Here is a 23842-nt window from a genome sequence, read left to right on the forward strand (position 1 = left end):
TTACCTCCTGAACCAGTCACGATACCGTTCGAATACATCGCATATTTCGGAACGAAGTGGCTTGTCCATCAGGACCGGCCGGAACAGATCTACCCGTATCTGGCGATTCCAGATCCCCTGCTTCAGGAGCGTAACGGCAACCCGATCAGTGATGTGGAATCTGGCAGCCACCTCGCGTACCACGTCATGGGCCACTACTCCGCTTCCTACGGCGGTCCGGAACATGGACAGGATTTCGATTCTCAGTTCGAACGGCAGGCTGACAGTCTCCATCTGTTCCAGGAATAAATCCCGGAGGTTGCACCGGAGCTCGAAATCGATCGCATCGCCAGCCACGGTCTGGGTTCTGATACCCGCGTCCTCATAGTAGATCTTCTCAATCAGCTGCCTATCCTTTGACGTGAGATGCTCTCCTCCTGAACGAAGCTGTCCTGGGCGTCGCCCTCGCCCACGAAAATCATTCAGTTTGTCGGTTATCGTCCAGTTAAGCGCGTAAATGCCCACCGGATCCTCAAGATAGAGCAGCAGGTCACCAATAAGCGGGAACGGCACGACAATCTGTGGATTTCCTGGATCAGATGTTTTGACGTATATCCTGGGATGTGCAGACAGAATCCCCAGGCGCGACGCGACATCAATCGTTCCCGCGATATGACTCAGGTTGCCGACAGGTGCACGTGGGTGATCCAGCAGGAAATGGGCGCGAGGCTCGGGAAACAGTACCCTCTGCTCATGAAGATCCCATAGATATTCATAGTGCAAGGCAAGGATTGCGGCGAACGTCTCTGGTCTGTTCAGGCTATGGAATTCGCGACCGCCGAGCTTTTTAGGACGCAGTATGGTGGCATAGCTCCACCCTGGCGCCTCCTGAGGTGTAGCCCAGACCGACGCCCGGTACTCCGCGCCCCACCGGTCACTCCATTGACGATCATGTATGGTTCGAAGCCGTGCCTCGCTCATCCGTCTGGATGCCATGCCGTCCTCCACGTCCTTTTTCAGGCGCGAGAAAAACCTTGACCGGTGGCAATCCGCGTTACACACTGTGAATTCCAGTCCGCAGTACGTAACACGCCTTTCCACAAGTCAGACGAAACGCCAGCTGCCAGGCTGGCGTTTTTGCTTGCATATCCTCAATACTGGATCAAAGTTTCACGAATCGGCTATCTCCTTCCAGAGCCGTTCAACGCCCGGCGTAGGTTCACGTCCATTTACGTTGCCGTTGCCTCGCTACCAACTCTCGACTTGTGGCACAAACGCGCAAGAGACGCGCAGAGGTGTCGTCGCGTGCTGGTTGCCGAGTGTCGGTTTTCCTGCCAGCACGATATCGCCGTAAGGCTGGCTATACCCACATTATGAAAAATGTGGCGCCGGAGTCCAGACCTTTACGCCCGACTACAGCGCCCCATAGGACGGATATACCTGCCCGGGCAACCACTTCGGCCGATGCACCGTATGCCGATACAATCCATCGTACTTCCGGATCTTGTGGCTCCTGCTGGATAATCAGAAGCGCTGAATGTCCACAACAGAAGGCGGATGCGATCGGGTACAAGGGCAATGCACCGCGTTGGGTTTCTGCAAGCTAATCTGCAGGAACAGTTGCGAGGTGAGTTCTCTGATGCGGGTGTACGGTTATCGTCTACCAGCATCGCAACTCAAGCGTCGCCCGGCCCTGTCCGATGGAGTATAGTGCGCGCCGGCGACCATGGAGTTTTTACGTGGAAGTTTCCGGGCCAGGCGAGCCCTCAAGTTTTGAAACTCGCAGGCAGCAAGCCCAATATTTTGCCAGATCGACCGGCGGCCGGACCCGTCAAGGCTTATGCACAGACTGGGGTCGCCACATACCTGTGGGCAAGACCAGTCTCAACCTGTTTCCGGCCTGGTTTTCGGACATTGATATCGATGGTGACAATGTCGAGGTATGCATCTGCAAGCTCGCCGGAAGAGGATAGAGGCGAAATGCCAGCCTTTTGCCCCTACCTGAATCGCGCGTATGGTGACGCGAGAAACAGGATTGTGTGCCATGTCATACGGGCATCCAGCGTGTTCACTTTCCCGCAGGATCTGTTCTCTCCCGATGCTCCCTTCTTACTATCCTGATCGTCTGCAAAACGCGACCAGGACAGTTTCGTAACAGTCTTTTGACGTCCTCTCTGTTCACGTGCTCGCGCGCGCATGCTGCTCCGAGACGCTCTCCAAAGCAGAACCGGATCAATACCGCCCACGTATCTGATACCTCGCGCTCCTGCTGGTTGGGTAAGCCGAATCTTTTCAGTGCTTGATCGACTGCGTCGAAATGGAAGCCCGTCCGCCTCGCAAGGATAGTCACCTGGGCATCTGCCTGCGGGAACTGCCTCGCGCACACATCGTTCCAGTATCGTATACGGAGATCGCTATTGCCCCCTCTCCGTTGCTCTTCGGTATCAAGCCCCGAATATCGGTGATCTGCCTCAGCTACGGAGACATCCCACATTGCCGCCCCGGCTGTCTGATATAACACCGCCATTCTCATCGCGTACGTTATGCCGGTGTCTGCCAGCCTTTTCGCGGTAATGTTTATATCGACAGGGGAAAAGAACGAAAAGGGCTTTTTCTGGGTCCACTCGGGCAAATGCTCTTTTAGCCATTCGTGGTCAGCCTGCATCGACAGACAGTCACTGATGAGCGGCCTGTTGCCATGATAGATCAGACGCAAACCCAGGTTCACCGCCTGTTGCGCAAGTGTGCCGTGCATGCTGCTCCACGAGAATCGATGCTCTCGCTGCAACAGTAACCAGGAAGTCTCTGCGAACCGCCGCAGGAACCCCCTGTCCGGTAGTCTCTCGATTACGACCCAGAGTGGCGTGAGCCTACTTTTCCCGAGCCATACATGGGGCGCGTAGACAAAGGGGGCATCGGCGTCAACCACCCACAACCTTGCACCATGGATGAGGCACCAGTCCACGCCGGCCAGATGATGGCGTCGCCGATACCACGAAAAATTAAACTCTCGCAGGTCATTCTCAATGCATTGAATGCAACAGCACACGTCCTTCCTGTCAGGGGGCATTCCCGGTCGGGCACTCGACGGCAATCCGGTGTCATAAAACGAGTGATCCCCGTCATAAGAAACAACATCAATGCTGGCCCCCATGGAATGTTTCTGGACGTACTCACGATGGGCCATATCCGAGATAAGTGCCAGCTGGCCGAGTCGCGACATACTGCCCGGATCAAATCCACGCGCTATCACAGCGCTGCGGATCAGGTTCGAAATGTCATCCTGATTGCGGCTCCCGTTGATCCACCCGATCCTGCCCTGATGTCCCGCCGCAAGTTCGTCGAGCATAGGTAAAACCTGAATCATCGGGTTCTTCGCCATTGCAGCGACCTCCACTTACCTGTCAGCCAACCCAGACGGATGATCCTGCGCAGTCCGAACTACATCAGTCTTGGAAACAGTCCCAATCTAAAACTCTCAGGGCACGGACCACCAGGAGGCGCTGACTTGTTTCAAGGTTCAATCCGGAGTGGTGACGCGAGTCATCACGGTCGACACCGCCAGCGGACAGGGCACGAAGAGCGCAGATGGGGACGCCAGCTAACGTGTTCGCAGCTTCCGGGGCGAGGAAGCCAGCGGTGCGGCCTGCAGGCGCTCACACAATTGCGTCACCCACTCGCGTACGAAGACCCGGTCTGCGTCAGTCAGGAGACTCAACACGTGGGCCAGTTCCTCGGCCACGTCCGTCGGACGGGTTGACCCGCGTCGCAGCAGGTCACTGACGGACACCGCATAGACGTTGGCGAGTTCGACCAGCCGCGTCAACGTAGGCAACACCGCGCCCCGCTCGAACCGGCTGATCGTTTCGACTGTAACGTCGAGACGATCAGCGACCTGTTCCTGGGTGTAACCGCGCCGGGCGCGCTCGCGAGCCAGCGCATCGCCGATCTGCCGGGCCAGTTTCTTTTCTGCGGAGGGAGCCACCGGGTCAACATGCCTTGTTGTTGGTCAACACACATGCTCGCCTGACCTGGCGGATTGCGTAACATCACGTCATGTTGAGTAACAACGTAATACGTTGATTCCATACCCGTTGATTGTGCATTTCCTTATATGTTTCTGGACTCGACGAGGCCCTCAGATGCCAATGACTGACTCCTCCCAGGCGGAATTTCGCCTGGCCAGGAGGGCATTCGCGCAGCCCTGTCATGAGTGGTGCCGCGTGGGATGGACCACCGAAATTGTTAGCTTTCTGGTGCTGACGACGTGCAACCAGCAGGATCAGGGCATGGACGGTTGACTCATCTGCGGCCCAGAAGCACTACTTGAAACGGCGCCGCAATGGGCGCCCGGCATGTATTCGGTCCACGTGCTGGATCGTCATGTCGACCCGCAGGAAGTCCAGCTGTGTCTGGTGACTCGCGACTTGCATCTGGTGCGAGATAGATGCAGCAGAGGAGTTGTCGTATTCGACCCACCGCGGCGAGATGAAGCCGTGTTCTCGGTTTCGTTTCCAGGATGGGCCTTCAGCACAGTTTGAGCGCGCACTGACCTTTGAGACGGGCCACAATGTCTCTGCACCGGAAGGCTGAGTTTCTGCAAACCCAGGCGCGTTTTCATGGCCATGGGTTCGGCAAAAAGACCACGCTATTGTGATATTGATACTTATCTTAATAGGCCCATAAGAACGCCCGCCCGTCACAACTTGGCCACTTCCGTCAAGGGTCGCTTCCCTCTATTCCAGTCGGCGATCCCAGCGATGCGAGACACAAGGAAGGTCCTCGACTGACTTCCCTCGATATGCAATCGCCCTTCTTTTCAAAACCGACGATCTGGAGTGAGCGCGAATATGCTCGGCATTGACCTCGACCTCACCCACCGCTACTTCTCGATCACGTGGAAACCACGACACATCGAACAGCTAGCGATGTTGCATGGCACCTGCGCCGGCCTAACGCGCAGGCTCGTGTCCCTTTCATTGCCCTGTGTCACGGGTTTTGTGGCATTCTAGAACCCGCTGCTCCCTCGCTTCGCCGAGGCCCAGGCTATGCGGCCGCCACGTTCGGCTCCCTTGGTTTCGGTGAGAGCGGCGGCAAAAAAGGACGCCTCGTTCCGTCAATACGGATCAAGGACATCTGGACCGTCGTCGATTCGGTCAAGGAACTACCTCGCATCAAAGCGGCGTGCGTTGGCCTATAGGACATATCGCTGGGCGGCGGCCATGTATTCGCGACAACTGCAAACGATCCACCGATTAAACTATCGTTAGTTCGCTCGCCTTTAACCATGGCGAACAGGTTGTGATCCGCAATATGATTGAAGGCGCTAAACGAGGCATGGCCGGGATTCGTGACTATACGAAGATTCGGATAATCACGAATGGTGAGTAGGCCCGGGGAATTACACCCCGAGCCTCTCGCAGAACCGTACGTGAGACTCTCGTCTCATACGGCTCCAGTTATCCAACCGCCACGCCGATAACACGCCAGTGGACAAACAGTCTGGGGTAGGCGGCTGCCATCTTGCGTAGCCATGCATCACTACGCCGCTTGTGCTGCCGCAACCTCTTGTACTTTCGTCGAGCCCACTGCATTAGCCGTAGATCGAGGTAGTCGAAGAGGTCGTGCATTGCCGTCTTATAGAACGCCCCGTAGTAGTTCCACCATCCCTGTATCGTCGTGTTGTACTGCTGTGCAAGCTCGTCAAGCGTGGCCGAAGTCATTCGATGCATACGCCAACTCCGCACGGTCTGTCTCATCCGCTTTAACGCATCGCTGCTCACCGCCGGCAGAAAGCCGGTGAATCGTCGGTGGTGCCTGTTCGATGCCGCTCTCGGTCTGAAGGTAAAACCGGGGAACGTAAACTGCACGTTCGGATAAGTGCCCGTACGCTTACCGTCCTTGCAATATACGATTTTCGACTTCTCCGGATGCATCGTAAGACCACATTCTTCCAACCGCGCAGCGATTGCACGCATCACGGTTTCCGCTTGCGCCTGTGTGCGGCAGTGAACCACCGCGTCGTCGGCGTAGCGGGCAAAAGGAGAATGTGGGTAAGTCCGCTTCATCCAGCTGTCGAACGCATAGTGCATGAACAGATTCATCAAGATCGGACTGACCACTCCGCCCTGTGGTGTACCCCGCGCTCGAGACAAACTTGCCCCATCCGCAGTCTCGAACGGCGCAGTCAGCCACCGCTCGATGTACAACAGGATCCAGTCGTCCTTGATGTGGCTTCGCACCGCCTTCATCAACAACGCATGGTCGATCTGATCGAACGCCGCCTTGATATCAAACTCAACAACCCAGTCGTACTGCCAGCAACGCTTGCGCGTCACGGCAATCGCCTGCTTTGCCGACTTGCCCGGCCGATACCCATACGAATCCTCATGGAATATCGGATCGAGTGTCGGTTCGATCATGAGCTTGACCACAGTTTGAGCAATTCGATCAGACACCGTGGGGATACCCAGTTTTCTCGTGCCTCCCTTGGCCTTCGGAATTTCAACCTGCTTCACCGGTGGTGGGAAGTACGACCCCGATGACATCCGGTTCCACAGCTTGTACAGATTTCCCGAAAGATTCTGCTCGAACATGGCGATAGTCTCATCGTCCACGCCAGCAGTGCCGCGGTTGGCCTTTACTAACTGGAAAGCCTCCCACACTGTGCGCTTCGCAATGCTGTACGGTTTTGTTGATGTCATGTCACTCATCCCCGCAATGCAGGTTGGCGACCTTCGTCAACAGGATAACGCTACCCCTTCGCTCCGCCCTCATTACAAAGGCTTCGACACTACTACGGGCAGCTCCGCCCCTCGCTCTGGCATCGGTATTCTTTCTCATGGTGTTTGCCATTTGTCATTTCCCTTTACATCCAGAGCAAGGTTCTCACGTTCCATACCAAAGCCTGCATTGAGATCATGCCGCCTATACACCGACTGCCATCGGGTCCGTGATCAGGTATCGTCCCGACTGATCCTGGAGCGACCGGGCGGCTCCAGTTTTGACAGCTCTTTTAGAGGTTTAACGATGCGTCATCGGACGGTTCGCTTTCGCTCATCTTCTCAATACGTACCTGACATCCTCAACGAATGCCTTTTCCTCGATCGCTCACCACCGCGCCTTTTGAACGCAGCAGCATCGGGCGGTTTGAAGCCTGCTCCTGAAAGCCGACTCCGGGAGACCTACTCCCATCTTCCGTACAGCACCGCAGGCTGACGCCTGCGTTCGTGACACACCCCGATCGCCCCTCATAAAACAACCACTCACGCAACCTCACGCCGCGCTTAACGATCCTTAACTAGTGGTTGTCGCGCCTCCTTCGCAGAATCCGGTACGTCGAAAATCCAGTCAAAGACCCACTGGAAGGCAAACGCATAGAAGAAAAAGAAGATGAATAGACCGATGTTTACCATCAGTGCATCGAGCCAGGAGATCTTCAACCAGAAAGACACCAGTGGAAGCAGGATAAACGTCAGGCCGCCCTCGAAGCCCGTCGAATGCAGAATGCGCCGCCATGCTGTCCGGGTACGGCGCGCGCGACGGGCTTCCCAGGATTCGAATACCGCGTTGTAAATCATGCTCCAGGTCACGGCGATTAGCGAAATCATGATCGACAGCGTGCCAGAGTGTACCAACCCCTCCTTGTAAATGAGAGAGATGGCTGGCGAGATACAGAACACCGCGACAGCCTCGTAAAGAAATGCTTGGACGATCTTGCGAGAAATACCCTGCATTTCACACCTCGGGCAAACCAGGAGAAAGGGATACCGCTTCACGACTGCTTGCGGAATTCAAAGGTCGCATTGAGTTTCGCTTCGTTGTAGCAGCCGAATACTATCGGTTCGTGGATCGGCTGTTGACCGGTCGGGACACAGGAATCGATGCACTCGATAAGCGCGTCGTAATCTGGATCGAGAAAGAACGCCGCCGCGTGCCGAGAGTCTGCTCGCCGATTCACAACGCGATGAACATTGGCTTGGAGTCGATCGTTGGTCCAGCGTGCCATCAGGTCACCGATATTAACGACGAACGCACCCGGAACAACGCCGACCTCGATCCACCGCCCCCGTTTATCCTGAACCTCGAGACCGGGTGCATCCTGCGCTAGCAACGCGATCGCCCCGTAGTCGGTGTGTTCACCGCAGCCGATTGGCGAACACAAGCTGGTCGTATCGTGTGGAGGGTAGCGTAACAGTCTCAACTGTGCGAGCGGCTTGCGCAGGAGTGGTGCGAAGTAGCTCTCGGGCTTGCCAAGCGCACGAGCGAAGAGGCCGAGTAACGCAATCGACAGCGCAGTCATCTGCGTGTGGTACGTTGTCATGACCTGCTTGAAGACCGGCATGTCAGGCGGCCACTGATTCGGCCCATAGAGTGTCGAGCCGCGAACAAAGTCTGGATCGTCGGCGAGTAAGTCGACCGACAGATCGAAACCCTCTTTCAGGTCTCCCGCCATAGTGTCCTCGGGTGACTCTTCGCCGATTCCAAAATAACCACGCATGTTCCTCGACTTCTTGTTGCTAATAGAAATCTTGCTTTGCGCAGGCAAATCGAAAAACGCCCGGATCTGCGAGAAGACCTCGTGCGTCAGGTCGCCCGGAATCCCGTGGTCGACTATGCTGAAAAAACCAACGTTTCGAGACGCCTCCCAGATTTCGCTTGCCAACTGGTCACGCTCCCGGGCGTCGTCGGTGCGAATTGCGGAGATATCGATGACCGGAATGTCGCCTTGATTAGAGAGGTTCGGCATGATGTCCATATGAACGTTATCCAAGCAACTTGTCGGTGAAGGCGCCTACAAAGCGTTCAATGTCGAAGCGACCTTGGTCGTCGTATGGATGTCCTTCGCTTCGAGACAGAATTCGCACTATCCGGCCACGGTGATATGCGCGCAGCAGCGCGACGAACGGAGTGTCGGATTCGCGTGAATCGATCGATACCCCGTGTTCATATTGCTGCAGCAGTACATGCAGGTTGGGTAGCGCATACCAAGGGCATGACGGGGTCATGTGATGTGCGCAGTGAAATCCGAAGTTCAGGATGAATATATTCGCGACGGTCCATTTTCTGGCAACTGGCAGCGAAAACGTATTCCGCAGTTCGTAAGCGCGCGAATGAAGCGAAATGTTCGACGCGTCAGGATCGATCTGGTCATAGCTATGCTGAAACGCGTCCACGAAGCGCACAACGTGAATACGAATGAACGATGCCGCAAACAATGCGGCTAGCGAGGCGATCGATGCAACTAGCAGCGTGTGGAACAGTGCACCGTAAATAACGACGCATAGCGTAGCCCTAACGCGTTCCCCGGCACTTCCGCCCATGATCGCTTTCTTGATGGTGCGCAGCTTGATGACATAGAAGAGCACCGGAACATAGAACGTTTCGAGCCGGATCAACAGACGCACGACGCTGGGCGGCCAGGCGGCCAATAATGTCGCAAGATCAGTACCGAGCAGGTCAGTTCGGTCAGCGTGGTGCCGGAGGTGTTCAACTCGATACGCGCTGAATGAAGTGTAGGCGACGCCGTTGATAAGCGACAACAGTTCGCCAAGGCCCACGTTTAATCGACGATGGCGAAAGACGGCCAGATGCGCACAGTCGTGTGCGAGATACCACGACCATAGCATCGAAAGGCTGAGGAGCGGAATCGAAGAACCAATCATGAGTGGGGTCGGTGTGAAGATCAGGCCGACAAGAGAACCGATGTGGGACGCGAAGATAACACCTATCACCAGTCTGTTCGGCCAGGTACGCCGTGCTCGGGCAAGATGAAAGACCTGCTCGCGGGCTGGCCGATCGAGAGACATTTCCTGAAGGATGAATTCCGGGGAGAGAGTCACGATAGTCTCCGCGAGCATCATTCTTCGATCAGGCTTCGCGTGACTTCTGCGAACCTCAGCCCACGTTTGATGAAGTTAACCTCGAATTCCTGCAGACCGAAGCGCTCGCCGAAGTAATTGACAATGCGCTGCTGGTCGAGCCCGTTGCGGCAGGTGTATACGTCGATACTGACGAACCCGACGGCGGGGAATGTGTGGACGCTGATGTGACTTTCCTCAATCACGACAAATCCGCTCCAACCGCCAGGGTCCTTGATGTCATTACCCTTCGCGAAATGTACTTCGGTCGTGGACAACTTCTTCATGCCCAGCGCCCCAGGCAGCTCGTCGATGGCCCTCCTGACGTTCTCCCTATCGTTTAGACGCTCGCTGTCGCCAAAGTATCCGTCGATAGTCAAGTGTTCACCGAAATGCTCGTCCGACTGTGTTACATGTGTATCCGACATTTTCAGCTCCTTGATTGAGTGGAAGTGACTCAATTAGAAGCCTTCATGGTCTCTGCGGGAACTACCATAGTTTGTAGTTTTGCCGCCCTCTCCATGGAATGGCATTGGTGCTCGAAACTGATGCTGGACACATTCGATCTGTCTCTCAACACATCAAGCGCCCACTACCATGCAGCGAAGCGTCCAACCGCGTACCTGTCAAGCGTGTTAGCAGTCCTGTCCTCGTCTCTATCCCTGCAGGCTTGCGATGACCGGCGGCTACTTGCCAAGCCAGCCACCTCTTGTTCCAGATCCACTCCTGGCGACGGTCAAGTCTCGTTGACGAATCGGTCTCGGCTACGGATCGCGTCAGAGCACAGCAGATAACGATGTATAGCGCCGTTCTCGCGCGTCGGTGCTTGGTCGTCGGCACCGCGGGACAGGCATTGCCTTAAGCGAGATGAGTCGCTTCGGAACGTTCGGACTACATTCTATTTTATCTACGCTTTTTCGTTGCCCCGTCCCTACATCACCGCCATGTAAAACAGAGAACCTGCCGGTGACCCGCAAAGCACATCACCGATGGAAGAGATGCTGGTATTTTTTTGAAGGCGTGCTACCCGATCCAAGGGAATCAGCTGTCCAGCAGACCAGCTCGCACACTGTGCCTCCACCGCATGATCGCAATGCGGGAACGAATAAAATCGTCCGTAACGGAACGTCCAAGATCTTTTCCATTAGCCCCTACTAACATCAAGTTAGTCCCGACGGGTCCTATTCCTCTCGGTGCAATCTCCAGACGTCGGGTTGGAGTTTCATACCAGACCCAACCGACCGATATGCAACCTTGTTCGCAAACTCCCCGCCATTCCGTGTAACCTCCGAGCCCCAATGCAATACCTGCAACGCGTAAATCTGCCTGCACTTCCTCATCACACACCGACCACGAATGAATGAGCCGCAATGCATTGAATTCGATTACCGTCAGTCTCAAATAACCATCGCCCGACATCTATTATAAATCCATTAATTCTTGCTCATATCAGCACCATTTCCCGCAGAGAGGTCAGAAAATGACAACAATATCGCAGGGATTCGCAGCATCAAGAATTTCTCCTTAACCGTAACAGCCAACGCTCAGGTAGTAACATGCCCTCTAAGTGCACATAATTTAAAATATCCGAATTTTTAATTACGCAAATGCCACGACCAGTCAAATTGGATCTGCACGATGGGCTCGGGACCATTTCTTCATAGCCGTGGATAAGCGTTATCCACAAGATAGATATAAGGGACATCGCGTAGACTCCTACATCGAGAAATACTATCCGAATTAAGTAAATCACTACGAAAACCAATGCTGAGATCCTCGGCCCACAGGGTACAGCGGTAAGAGTTGGTTGACACCGTTGAAGCCCGACCAGTCATCGTTGCTCCGTCGACCAGATGCGACGCCCAAGATCGGCACGCTGTCGTTAGTCGAATCCCATCCTCCGAAAGAGGTTCCCTTAATTGTGCAAGGGTTAATTCTCGACGCTATCTCATCTTCAATACAGCCAGTGTGCGGGCAGCTGCGGGAGAGCGATGACGCACCATCGTTGATATCGTATCGACACCTTCCCCTGCAACGGTTCCCCATGACTCGGGCATCCGCCGTTGCGAATCTGTCAAACCGTTCCGTTGCTCGCGCAGCAGATCGGTCAGAACATCAGAGGATAGCCATCGGCTACTCCAGCACACCCACTTTTGCGCTATCCCGCACTACCCGACTCTTACTCATTACTTTACCGCATTCACCCGCACCGCTCTTGTTACCCGTCACGAACACATGGGTAAACTCCGCTGGCACCAGGCGACGCTTGCAGAGATTGACGACCACAACATTCTCGCCTTCAGGCTCTCCGCAAGGCATTGCGCACCCTCTCCAGATTTCCCTGAGCAAACGACAGAGTGATCTAGGCGGTGTTTTCCATCAAACCAGGAACTGGGCACCCGTATCGCCGAACTGCCACTTGATGACGCGAAACGAGTAGTCGACACTAGCACCAATAGTGACCTTATCGTGTTCGATCTGATCGCATATCGCATCCGAACGATCACTCGGGTCCAGTACTCTGCGTTGCTCCGGTTTCGTTGGAACGTGCAAGCGGCCTGCGTCAATAAGTCGTGCTCGATCAACGTAACCAGCCTAGAACACGGTACAGTGCATCGCATCTCTTCAAGAAATCCCGTCTACGTTCACGTTTCCAGACAGATCCAGACCAGAACCCAAGCTTCGTCATCAACGATCACTTCCGCAGATCTTCCCCAAGAGGATAGCGAAATATCAATTCATCACAACCCCAATCATCATAGTTGCATAAAATTTATTTTTATGCTAACACCCACTCAAACTGAGCGCGAATGATCCTGATATTTTGACGACGGACATAGGGGTAGCAGGTCTCTCAATCTGTACTTGATACAATGCATTTTCCTTAGCAAACTGCACCGGTACTTCTAGGGAAACAGCCAACTTTATAACTGCGAGGCCTGCAATACAAACTCGCGCACCTGCGATGCGGCATCGGGTGTGTTTCAAAATGGTGCCCTTACCTAAGTAGCAGGCAGTCCGGGAATTCCAACACCAAAGGTTTGAAGTAGCAAAATCAGATTAAGTATGAGAATGATCGTCGTCCCGATGATCGCAGCAGCATCCGTTAACCGGCTGTTGGCGAACTCACCCATGATGTCCTTGCGGTGCGTAAAAACAACCAGCGCCACCATTGGGACAGGTAACACGAATGAAAGTACGACCTGACTAATCACGAGCGCCTGGGTTGTATTTACTCCAAGCCCGACCACCACAAAAGCCGGGGCCATGGTGACAAGACGCCGCACCCAGATCGGAATACGGAAGCCGACGAACCCCTGCATGATCATCTGGCCCGCCATCGTACCCACAACTGAACTGGAAATACCCGAACTGATCAGTGAAATGAGGAATACGGCCGCTGCGCCAGCACCGAACAGAGGTGTAAGGGTATGGTAGGCGGCCTCGATTTCAGCGATATCGCTGTGACCGATGTGGAACGCGGCACTCGCCATCACGACCATGGCCATATTCACGAGACCTGCGATCGAGAGCGCGACAATGACTTCTCGATTTGAGAAGCCCAACAGAGCGCGCCGCGCGCATGCAGTGTCCGCCCGCGCACGCCCCTGAGTGAGACCGGAATGCAGATAGATCGCGTGGGGCATGACGGTGGCGCCGACAATACCCACTGAGATCGTCAGCGCTTCGTCATTCGGTATCGACGGCAGGATCGTGTGCATTCCGACCTGACTCCATGAAACCGGTGCAATGAACATCTCAAGCAGATAACAAACACCGATCACGCCAACGAGCGTACCAATAATGATCTCCATGGGCCGGAAGCCGCTTCTTTCGACGACTAGGATGCCATAAGTTACCGCGGCAGTAATCGCCATGCCAACTGTCAGTGGCACCCGGAATAGCAGCGCGAGGCCGATGGCACCACCGAGAAACTCTGCCAGGTCAGTGGCCATCGCTGCGATTTCGCTAACACCCCACATGAAATAGATGGCTTTGCGAGGAAACTGTTCTCGGCACATTTCGGCCAGATTTCGGCCTGTGACGATCCCGAGTTTCGCTGAAAGCGCCTGGAACAGCATAGCGACCATGTTCGCCATTAGAACCACCCACAACAGGGTATAACCGAACCGCGAACCCGCCTGGATATTGGTAGAGAAATTGCCCGGGTCCATATAGGCGATCGATGCAATCACAGCCGGCCCGGTGAACAGCAGCGCCGAGCGCAATCCACGCCGCTTGCCGGCCAACACCTCGCGTATCGCAGTAGTCGTGCGATCGGTGAGAGTACTTCCGCTGGTAACAATAGTCATAGACTTTTCAGATCATCGCGTATTCGGCGCAAGCCTGATTTTTATCAGTACAGCATAATATATGCGCGGTAGAACGAGATTTCACGCACAACTTATGCACCTCCCGACCGGTCTGGTCGTCGAGTAAAGGATCACCGGCGACGCCACGTGAACCATCGTTCTTGCCCCGCGAATACCGCAACCGAATCGGTCACACCACGTTCGTCTACCAGATCGAAACTTGATGCAAGGAGCTCGCCGAGCGCCTCACGTTCGACGCCAAATGGCGGACCAGATGACGCTTCACCGAGCAGATAACAACCGGCGAGCCACCCGCCAGTCGGCAGCAATGCGGCCATTCGCTCGGCATAGGCGGGCCACTGTGCGGGCGATAGCGCGCAGAGAAAAGCGCGTTCGAAAATCCACTGTGGTGTGAAAGGTGGCTCATAACGAAAGAAGTCGGCCAGTTCCACGCAGTCCCGATGCGCGCCGAGATTCGATCGAGCGGTCTCAATCGCGATCGGGGCGAAGTCGATTGCCCTGACCCGCCAGCCCCGCTGTGCAAGCCATAGCGCCTCATGCGCGCTCCCACAACCCGGGATCAGCACGTTAAGTGGCTGCGGTTGGGTCAGTGCAAAGCGGCAAAACGCACTCGACACACCGGCTTGGTCCCAGGGTGTCTCGCCGTGTGTGAATCGCTTGTTCCAAAAGTCGGGCGAGCGCGCGCCATTGTCATTCAAAGTCTGCGGTGGAATTCGTGTCCGTACGGCAGTCATGTTCACCGCCCGTATACAAGTTCGTCGCTCACTCTCGCGCGCTCAACCCAGACCTGCCGTGGCAGAGCAGTGAGCCATGTCGTCAGACGTTCTTCGAAACGCATCCAGTAACGTTCGTCTAGCCGTTCCGCGCCGAGGCTTTCGATGTCCGCACAATGCTCGCCCACCAACCAGATCTCGCGAGCTATCATCAGCGCCGGCAGCGCTGCGATACTGGTCGCCGGCAACGGAAGCACCGATTCGTAACCTTGCAGCAGTGCGGTAAGCAGCGTCTTTGCCTTCTCGTCGCCGAAGCGCTTGCGCGCGTCCCATGTCCACGTCGCGATGTCGTGCACGTGCCAGCCAACACCGCACAGATCGAAGTCGAACAACGTCACGTTATTCGCCGTGAGATGGTAGTTAGAACCGTGAAAATCTCCGAAGATAACGCCATCGCCGCGCGCCGGTAAGGTCGCAAGTGCATCCATCACCTCAACATGAGCAACCTTCAATAGCGCCGTCAGCCGTGATCGCGGCGCGTGCGCCAAGGCTGCAGCAATACGTTGCAACGGACGCAGCAAGACGAAATTTGCATCGATCGCAAAACGTTTATGGTGCGATACGAACCCGATGCCGGCCCGATGCGCGTGCGCAAGCTCGCGGCCGACCGCTGCACAACGCTCGTCGTCTTCGGGAAACGGATCGAGTACGCCATTCGCGTACGAGAACAGCGCCAGATAACGTGTGCCTTCGGGCGCCGCTAGCGGCGTCAGCAGATCATCGTTCAGATTGGGCAGCGGATGGGCAACTGAGACACCCTTCGTATGCATATGCTGCAGAAACTCCAGTTCAAAGCGGCAATCCGACTCGCCGGTACCCCAATGCTTGCCGGCCAGATACACGCGGACAAATAACGGCACGCCGTTGTGCCATAGCATGTAGTTGTCGTTGTCGCCAATCGTCCACAGGCGACAGGTTACCTCGCCTGTCATCCCATGGGCCTGCGCAACAATGCGTCCAATATCATCCTGGTGTAGCAGCGAGCGCACGACGCCCGCACAGTCGAGACCGTTCATTGATGAAGCTCTCCTAGGAAGTGTTCTTGCAGCGCTTGTTGCTCGGGTTGAGCAAAATGATCACCATCAAATTCGAATACGACCGCAGATCCGCTACCGCCGGAAAACGCCACGGTCACTGTCATCGGGAAGTGGAAGTACCCGTGATGACGCCGCGTAGCGACGACAACTGCCGCTTGCGGCTCATCGGAGGATTGAGCGTACCGAAAGTCGGTGAAGTTCAGACACGCGTCAAGCAGAACGTTTCGGCCAGCAGCCCGTTCAATGATCGATAGAGGCAAGCCCGCATGAGACTCGATTCCGGCGAGTTCATCGAACGCTCGCTGGCCGTTTAGAACCGGAATCGGACAGTAAAATGGCAACAGATTCCAGCACAATCCGACCGTACCTAGAGGATCGCTCAAGCGTGCGGAGCGACCGTTTGCAACGACACCGATGACCGGAAAGGCATGCGGACGTAGTTCGCAAAGTGCATTGTGGAGCGCGGCCAGAAACAGGCTCTTGATGCTTATGTTTAGCGCTGCCGCGCGTTGCCGAAGCAGGGCTACCGTCTCTTGACTGAGCGCGACGATCTGCTTGTCCGGTTCGCACGTAGGTGTTGTCGGACGCCCCCTTTTCTGTTCATGCCCCCGCACACCTGGTAGATCGCGAGCGCGTGTCGACCAGTATTCGAGCAGTCGTGCGGACGCGGCGTGATCGCGATCGAGTGCTACGACTTCACGATATCCATGGTTGACCGGAGCGTATGGGATCTCGCCACACTGAATCAACTTCGTGCAGTGTGAGACCAGACACGCCTCCAGCTGGGTATGGCTCCAGCCGTCGTCGAGTGCGTGATGTTGAGACCAGACCAATTCGATGTCACCGGCCGCTCGCTCGAAGAACAGTACGCGACTCATCGGCTCCAGCGGCTCGCCGACCCTGAACGGTCTGGCCCGGTCAGCGCGTAGACATGCAGCGATCCGTTCATCTTGCGCCGCGGCGTCGACTACCTTCAGGTCTTCGCTCACGACCGACACCGCTTCTGGTGACAACACGATCTGCGCGTAGCCGGTTGCATCTGTGTTATCACGCACAAAGGCGGTGCGCAGTGCCGGATAACGCCGGATCATCGCCCGTATGACGTCGCGTAGCACGTCGGGACTCAACGATTTCCCCTGCAAACGCCAGCTAGATTGATTGTGATAGCTGTGCGGACTGAGCGTTGACCAATCCAGCATTCCGGCTTGCAGGTAAGTGGCAGGATAGATGTCTTCCGCAATGCCTGCGTAACGGTACCGCGCCGCCTCACCAACGGAAGGCGTAATAAGTGCCGCAGCGACAGCGCCACCACCCGGCGTGAGCCGCTCCGCCATCTGCGCGAGCTTCGGGTAGCGGTAAATGTCAGCCAGCGTAAGCGTCGCATCAGCGCGGCTCGCAGCAATCACCAGACCGACCGCGCGAAGTGAATCGCCGCCGACCCCGAAGAAGGAGCTCTCCGGGCCGATCGCACCCGGCTCGCGCAGTACCTCGCGCCACAAGCCTGCGAGTAAAGCCTCACGGGGTTGCAGCGTGATCAGGTCCGCGTCGTGTCTACCATCTGGACTAGCATGTGCCAGTTGCTCCAGCGCTTCGAGCTGCTTAACGGCAATCTTGTAGTTGTCGTTCAACGGCATGTGCTCAAGTACTGTGATCGAATCAGGCACCGCATAGAACGGCAATCGTCCCGCAAGGGCGGTACGCACGCCATGCGAATCTGGCGCATCCTCCGTGCCCGACTCGGGAGTGACAAACGCCATAAGTCGGCCAGCCGTCGTGTGCACGGCGACAACCGCCTGACCAACTCCGGGTACTGCTCGCAAGGCTTGCTCGATCTCGACCCGGTCAATCCGATAGCCTCGCACCTTGATCTGATCATCATTACGGCCGAGGAAGGCGATCGTGCCATCGGCACGCCATACGGCCCTGTCCCGCGTGCGAAACATGCGCTCCCCAGGACGCTGCGGATCAACCACGAAGCGCACGCCATCCGGCGACGGCCAGCCTAGATAACCGACCGCTACAGCCGGCCCGCCGAGACAAAGTTCACCGGGCACGCCGACCGGCATTGGATTGCCCGACCGGTCGCAAATCAGCACATCGACATTGCTCATCGGTCGACCAAGCGGAACCCGCTCGCCTTCAGCAGGACGCGTACCGATAGATGCACCGGTCGCCTCGTAGATGGTGGAGTCGACGGTTGCCTCGGTGGTGCCGTAGCTACTGACCAATCTTGTGCCCGGCGGGAGCCGCGCACGTAATGCCTCGAACTCGTCGAGAGTCCACACGTCCGAACCGACCACCAGTAGACGCAGGCTCGCCGGTGCCGGACGCTCGTTAAACCAGTTCGTCAGGAGCCGCGCCACCGCTGGCGTGAGCTCACACACATCAATCTGCTGCGTTTCGAGCAAATCAACAATCGATTTCGGGTCAGCACGCTCGACCTCATCTGCGATGACCAGGATGCCACCAATCAACAGCGAGCGGCACAGATCGCCGAGCGCGACGTCGAACGCGTGTCCTGCGAGTTGCAGCACGCGAGGTCTGTCGAGGCGATAGTCGCGCCGCCACATCTCAACCGCGTTTGCCACGCTACGATGATTGACCAATACCCCTTTTGGTTGACCTGTGGATCCAGACGTGAAATAGCAGTACGCAAGCTCGTCGCGGTCCGGTGGCACAGACCCCGTGACCTCCAGGCCGGTTTGTGCGTCATCGCGGTATAGCAGCGTCGCGCACGCGGATCCAATGCGCGGCGCCAGCTCACGGTCAGAAATCACCAGCGCACATTGGCAGATTTCGACAATCTGCCGCAAACGCTGGTCAGGATGCCGTGGGTCAAGCGGAACGTATGCATGTCCAGCACGCCAGATCGCCAGGATTGCTACGAAGAACCGCTCTGAGCGCTCGACAAGCACGCCGATCAGCATGTTACGCCCGGCCGCCGTCTGTTTCTCGATCCGGGCGGCCAGTGCGTCGACGCGCCGACCGATCTCCGCATAGCTCCACCGGTGGCCCCGCCAGACGATTGCCGTCTGGTGTGGTGTGGCGCGCGCGGCATCCAGAAAGCCGTCGAGACCCGACTTGTCGGGCTCAGCGAAATGCTGCGCCTGAAAGCGCTGCTGCAAATCGGCCAGCTCGTACGAAGACAGCATTGTCATCTGCTCGAGTGGTTGTTCTGGGTCGTCCAGCGCCGACTCGAGGAGCGTGCGCCAGTGCTCGAACATCCGTTCGATGCGTGCCGGTACGAACAACGCGTCGCTATATTCGATCAGCACTTGCAGTGATCGTGTGCCAGCCTGTACGCCTTCGACAAAATCGAAACTCAGATCGAACTTGCTACCGCGCTCTAACGACACAGGACGTTCGATGGTAATACCGTCGAGCGCGAACTCCAGATCGTCTGCTCGCTGCCACGCAGCCATTACGTTAAACAACGGGTGGTGAGCAGGATCCGCCACGTTGTCAGCCTGTTCCACCAGCAGCTCAAACGGGTAGTCACCGTGCGTGTAGACCGCTGCGCACTCGTCACCCAATGCAGCGAGCAGCGCATCGAACCGCATACCGGGAACGATGCGCGAGCGCACCATCACCGTGTTCACGAACATGCCGACCGCGCGTTCGAGCGTCGCGTCGCGCCGTTCGGTAACAGGCACGCCGATTACCAGGTCCTCCTGCTCGGTGTAGCGATACAGCAGCACATTCAGCACTGCAAGTGCCAGTGTGAAGCGGCTAACACCATGACGGGCAGCCGCGCTTGCAACGCGAGCGGTCAGCGTTTCATCCAGGGGAAAATGAAGCGTAGCCCCACTGCCGCTGCGCCGAGCGGGCCGCGCAAAGTCCGCTGGCAACGCGAGCGGCATCGGTAAATTCACGACTCGCTCCGCCCAGAACGCAGAGAGCAAGGGCAATCGTTGCCGCAAGCGTTGTGCCTGCGCGGCGACCACTTGTGGGTAGTCAGTAGCCGCGTCTGAGCGCAACGACAACTGCACGCCAGGTTGCTCGCGATATGCCAGGCCAAGGTCGTGTAGCACAATTCCAAGCGATGTGCCGTCGCACACTATGTGATGCAGTACCAGTAGCAGCAGGTGGCAATCAACATCGATTCTTATCAACTCAGCGCGCCACAACGGCCCACATGCAAGGTCGAACGGCTCAGCTACGCGTTCAGCCGCACGGAGGAATTCGCGTGTTAGAACGTCGTCAGTCCCGATTGACTCGCGTACGATGAGCCCGGCATTCTGTATATTCTTTGAACCCAGTTGCTGATACGGTAGTCGGTACCTTTCGACGATACTTACGCTCAACGCCGGATGACGATGCAACATCGAATCGAACGCGCGCAAGAGACGTTGTACATCGAGGTCGCCGCGGAGCACGAATACCTGCGCAAGATGATATGCGCTCGACGCCGGCTCGATCTGTTGCAGTGTCCATAAGCGCCGCTGCGAAGGCGCGAGTGGAAACACACCCTCGCTGGCGTCGAGCAGCGACTGCTCTTCGCCATCGACCGCTATGCGATCTGCGGCTATGTCGGCCCGCTTGCCACCTGCGCTGTGCAGCCGCGCTTCCAGCAACGCTGCGAAGTCAGCGAACACAGGGGTACGCAACACGTCTGCCACACTTACGTTGTGCCCAAACGCGACTGCAACATCTGCTGCAATCCGCATCGCCGTCAGACTATCGCCCCCCTGTTCGAAGAAGTGACTACGCAAGCTCGTAATGGCGACGCCGAGCGCGCGGCGCCAGATTTCCGCCAACCGTTGCTGGAACGGTGTCGTGGGCATTTCGGGGAGCGTGTCATCGTCCGCAGGAGCGCAACCGTCCGGCTTATCGAGTTTGTCTCCGACAGCGCGCCTCGTCGCCACCAGTGCCTGCACGTCGACCTTGCCGTTCACTGTGAGCGGGAAACGAGCGACCCAACTAAACGTAGCCGGAATCATGTATGCGGGTAAAGATTCATTCATGGCACTGCGCACCGCCTCAGTCGCCACGGTACCGTCACCCTGCAGATACGCATGTAGCGACCTCGCACGCCCATTTGCATCGAGTATTCGTTCGACGTGACTGCGCGCCACTCCGGGGTGCCGTTCAAGCGCCCGCTCGACTTCCGCCAGTTCAATCCGGTAACCGCTGAGCTTGATCTGCCGGTCAGCGCGCCCGACGAAGAATAGCTCGCCGCCGGTTTCGCACACCAGATCGCCGGTACGATACCAGCGGGTAGTACGCGTCGCAATCACAGCGCCCGGGGCCGACAACGTAGGCAGTTCTACGAACGCGCGCGTGGTGAGTTCCGGCTCGCCGACATAACCCTGAGCAAGCCCCGCGCCGCTCACGAACAACTCACCGATGACGCCCGCCGGTACTGATTGCAGGTCGCTATCTAGTATTGCAAGGCGCATGTTCTTGACAGGGCGCCCAAGCGGGATCCCGTCTGGGTAGTCACGCGCGGGATCGACCTCGTGGTACGCACAGCATATCGTCGCCTCTGTCGGTCCGTAGGTGCTGATATACGTACAACTCATCGCGTAATGTCGCGCATCCGCGACGACCGGCGCATCGCCGCCCGTGTTAAGCAGTCGCACAGATGTCGGAAGAGGCCGGCGTTCGAAACGGGCGAGGTACGCGGGCGGCAGCGACAGCACTGTCACGCCCGTGCTTTCAATGCGCTTGAGCAGACGATCGACATCACTCAGCGTCGCCTCGTCGGCCAACACTAGTGTCGCGCCACTACACAGCGGCATCAGCACCTGGAACAACGAGGCATCAAATGCCAGCGAAGAAAACTGCAGTACGCGGTCCGCGCGCGTGATACCGAAGCTCCGGATGTGATCGACAAGCAGATTGTGCAATGCGGCGTGTCCAACCGCGACGCCTTTAGGCTTACCGGTCGACCCGGACGTATAGATCACGTATGCAAGGTCTGCGCAGGAGCCACTGCCTTGCGCTTCGGTGCCTGGCGTTTCGGCGGTATCGCCGGGTGCCGCAGCGTGGACTGAGGCCTTCAGTCTCTCAATCTGCAGGCTCGCATCGTCGCCACCGGGCAAACCGGCGCTACCGCTGCGCAGTAGCAACACCGCGCCTGACCCGGTGGAGATGTCTGCCACTCGTGCCGCCGGATAGTCGTCTTTCACCGGCACGTATACCGCACCGACGCGCCAGATCGCCAACAGAGCAATCACAGTCGATACGTCACGTCCAGCGACACAAATGATGCTGTCGCGCGGCCGAACGCCAGCCTCGAACAATCGCTTTGCCGTTTCCTCGACGTATGTCCACAGCGCCCTATAGGTCCAGGCACTTGTCATGTCGCACACGGCAATGAGATCCGGCACGAATCTGGCCTGCGCCTCAATTGCGTCAACAACCGACGCAGCAGCATCGAGCGCAGTCCATGGTTTGCCGTGATGCTCGCGTCGCGTGTCCATCTGCGCAGAACGGGTGGCAATACTGCTGGTCATTTGCTCATCCCCCCATGTCGACAGAGGCGCTATTGCCGTAGACTGCGCAGCCTGGTGCGCCCATCGGACCATAGCCCGAGAATGGCGGCAAACTATACTTGCGCCAAGTCTCATACCATGCAATGTCGGCCTGAACAAGGAAATCGAGCGGCGGCGGCGGATGGCCTTCGAGCCTTGAACCTGGTTCGATGCACCATGTGTCAAGATGCGGTACCACGCCGTGCGACATCAGCGTCTCGAAGCCTTCCCGCGCCGACGCTACAGCTTCGCGCACTGACTTGAAGCCCCATGGTTGAACCATCTCGATTCCCGAGACCATGTTCGGGCTCACGTTACCCTCACCCATCACCGGCACTGCGTCGTACAGGTTGTGCAGCCAGCGGTCGTAGCCAACATACTTTTCCTTGCCCGGTGCAACAACTTCGAACAACTTTCGGTCCCACACCTCGAGATTTGCGTTGTGACTCGTCACACCGGCCCGATGCAACCGCCTGACCTGCTCGACCGGCTGCGATTCGGTGATTAGCACGATCGGCGTCTGGTTCCCAATCGCGTTACGGATGCCCTCCACATAGGGCAGGTTGAAATCGGTTGGATTGCCTGCGCCACCGCGCACCTTGCGAAGAATAGAGCCGCTCGTCATCAAAACGGTCACGAGGCGAAAGTCCGGAGACTTCTCCGCGAACATCGCGCTGATCACCTGGATGACCTTATCTTTGTCTTTCACCGGGTCGGGGAGGACGTGGTCGCCCGACTGGCGCCGCAACGAGCGCACGTGCTCGTTGATGTCACAGAACTTGCACTCTTCCTTGTCACCCCAGTAGTGGCACACCCGGAACGTGGTGACAAACGCGTAGTGGTTGTACAGGAGCGGTACCACCTGCTCGTAGCGCGTCCCGTCGTCGAGAAGGTTGCCGTAGTACGGCGGTCTCTTTGGTAGCTCGACTTCCGCCAATACTTCCCCATTCTCACAGATCGCGAGTTTGCCGTCGGCTTCGCACAGCCGGTATGGGGAATTTGCGGCAAGTACGACACGCACTGATGTACGCTTGAGTCCGAGTGGTCCACCGAGAAATGAAATGTCCTCAGGCGCCAGCGAACTGATGTCTTCACCAAGTTCGTCGACCGGTGACATGTTGTACGAGAACAAAAAATAAGCCTGCGTGCGGCAACCGCGTAGCAGCGCAAGCGCATCGCGTTCGATGCGCAGCCCGAGGCGCAGCAAGTCCTCTTTCAGGATCACTTCCGGTGGCACGTCCGGATAGCGCCTCGTGTACTGGAACAACGTGGGTTCGTGTGTTCCGATTTGTACTTGCATGATGTTTTCCGATAGAAAAGAGTGTTAGTAGTGACATGCCTCAGTGCTCTCGGGCTGCGCCCAGTAGCTTCTGTCCATCCACC

At 57.0% G+C, this 23842-nt stretch carries 14 protein-coding genes; all 14 read right to left on the reverse strand.

What is annotated here, in order from left to right; translation table 11 throughout:
- Positions 1 to 975: a hypothetical protein gene (locus M0D65_RS14940; protein ID WP_266253365.1), complete on the reverse strand. Its 975-nt coding sequence runs from the start codon at positions 973 to 975 to the stop codon at positions 1 to 3.
- Between the two features lie 1072 nt (positions 976 to 2047).
- Entirely contained in the window at positions 2048 to 3361 is a 1314-nt protein-coding gene (locus M0D65_RS14945) for a hypothetical protein (protein ID WP_266253366.1), read from the reverse strand.
- 219 nt (positions 3362 to 3580) lie between these two features.
- A complete protein-coding gene (locus M0D65_RS14950; RefSeq protein WP_266253367.1) occupies positions 3581 to 3964 on the reverse strand; it encodes a helix-turn-helix domain-containing protein in 384 nt (127 codons plus the stop codon).
- A gap of 1474 nt (positions 3965 to 5438) precedes the next feature.
- Positions 5439 to 6683, reverse strand: coding sequence for a group II intron reverse transcriptase/maturase (ltrA, locus tag M0D65_RS14955; protein WP_266253368.1), 1245 nt, complete (start codon positions 6681 to 6683; stop codon positions 5439 to 5441).
- 582 nt (positions 6684 to 7265) lie between these two features.
- Positions 7266 to 7715 carry a PACE efflux transporter gene (locus tag M0D65_RS14960; RefSeq protein ID WP_266253369.1) on the reverse strand — a complete coding sequence of 150 codons (450 nt, stop codon included), beginning with the start codon at positions 7713 to 7715 and terminating at the stop codon, positions 7266 to 7268.
- Between the two features lie 38 nt (positions 7716 to 7753).
- Complete coding sequence (locus M0D65_RS14965) at positions 7754 to 8737, reverse strand: isopenicillin N synthase family oxygenase (protein WP_266253370.1); 984 nt, start codon at positions 8735 to 8737, stop codon at positions 7754 to 7756.
- A gap of 7 nt (positions 8738 to 8744) precedes the next feature.
- Positions 8745 to 9821, reverse strand: coding sequence for a fatty acid desaturase (locus tag M0D65_RS14970; RefSeq protein WP_266253371.1), 1077 nt, complete (start codon positions 9819 to 9821; stop codon positions 8745 to 8747).
- A 17-nt stretch (positions 9822 to 9838) separates the two neighbouring features.
- Positions 9839 to 10267, reverse strand: a complete 429-nt coding sequence (gene speD, locus M0D65_RS14975) for an adenosylmethionine decarboxylase (protein WP_266253372.1) — start codon at positions 10265 to 10267, stop codon at positions 9839 to 9841.
- Between the two features lie 613 nt (positions 10268 to 10880).
- Positions 10881 to 11258 (reverse strand): DUF4902 domain-containing protein, encoded by a 378-nt coding sequence (locus M0D65_RS33125; protein ID WP_367619333.1) that lies wholly within the window; start codon positions 11256 to 11258, stop codon positions 10881 to 10883.
- A gap of 1583 nt (positions 11259 to 12841) precedes the next feature.
- The gene (locus M0D65_RS14980) at positions 12842 to 14152 is read right to left on the reverse strand and encodes an Nramp family divalent metal transporter (RefSeq protein WP_266253373.1); all 1311 of its coding nucleotides are present in this window, start codon (positions 14150 to 14152) and stop codon (positions 12842 to 12844) included.
- A gap of 131 nt (positions 14153 to 14283) precedes the next feature.
- A complete protein-coding gene (locus tag M0D65_RS14985; RefSeq protein ID WP_266253374.1) occupies positions 14284 to 14907 on the reverse strand; it encodes a methyltransferase domain-containing protein in 624 nt (207 codons plus the stop codon).
- Positions 14908 to 14909: 2 nt separating this feature from the next.
- Positions 14910 to 15962 (reverse strand): phosphotransferase enzyme family protein, encoded by a 1053-nt coding sequence (locus tag M0D65_RS14990; RefSeq protein ID WP_266253375.1) that lies wholly within the window; start codon positions 15960 to 15962, stop codon positions 14910 to 14912.
- The gene (locus M0D65_RS14995; protein WP_266253376.1) at positions 15959 to 22555 is read right to left on the reverse strand and encodes a non-ribosomal peptide synthetase; all 6597 of its coding nucleotides are present in this window, start codon (positions 22553 to 22555) and stop codon (positions 15959 to 15961) included. Before M0D65_RS14995 ends, M0D65_RS14990 begins: the two co-directional genes overlap by 4 nt.
- Positions 22446 to 23696: a radical SAM protein gene (locus M0D65_RS15000; protein WP_266253377.1), complete on the reverse strand. Its 1251-nt coding sequence runs from the start codon at positions 23694 to 23696 to the stop codon at positions 22446 to 22448. Before M0D65_RS15000 ends, M0D65_RS14995 begins: the two co-directional genes overlap by 110 nt.
- Between the last annotated feature and the right edge of the window lie 146 nt (positions 23697 to 23842).

It is taken from the genome of Paraburkholderia sp. CHISQ3, assembly GCF_030464945.1.
GTDB classification, from domain to species: domain Bacteria; phylum Pseudomonadota; class Gammaproteobacteria; order Burkholderiales; family Burkholderiaceae; genus Paraburkholderia; species Paraburkholderia megapolitana.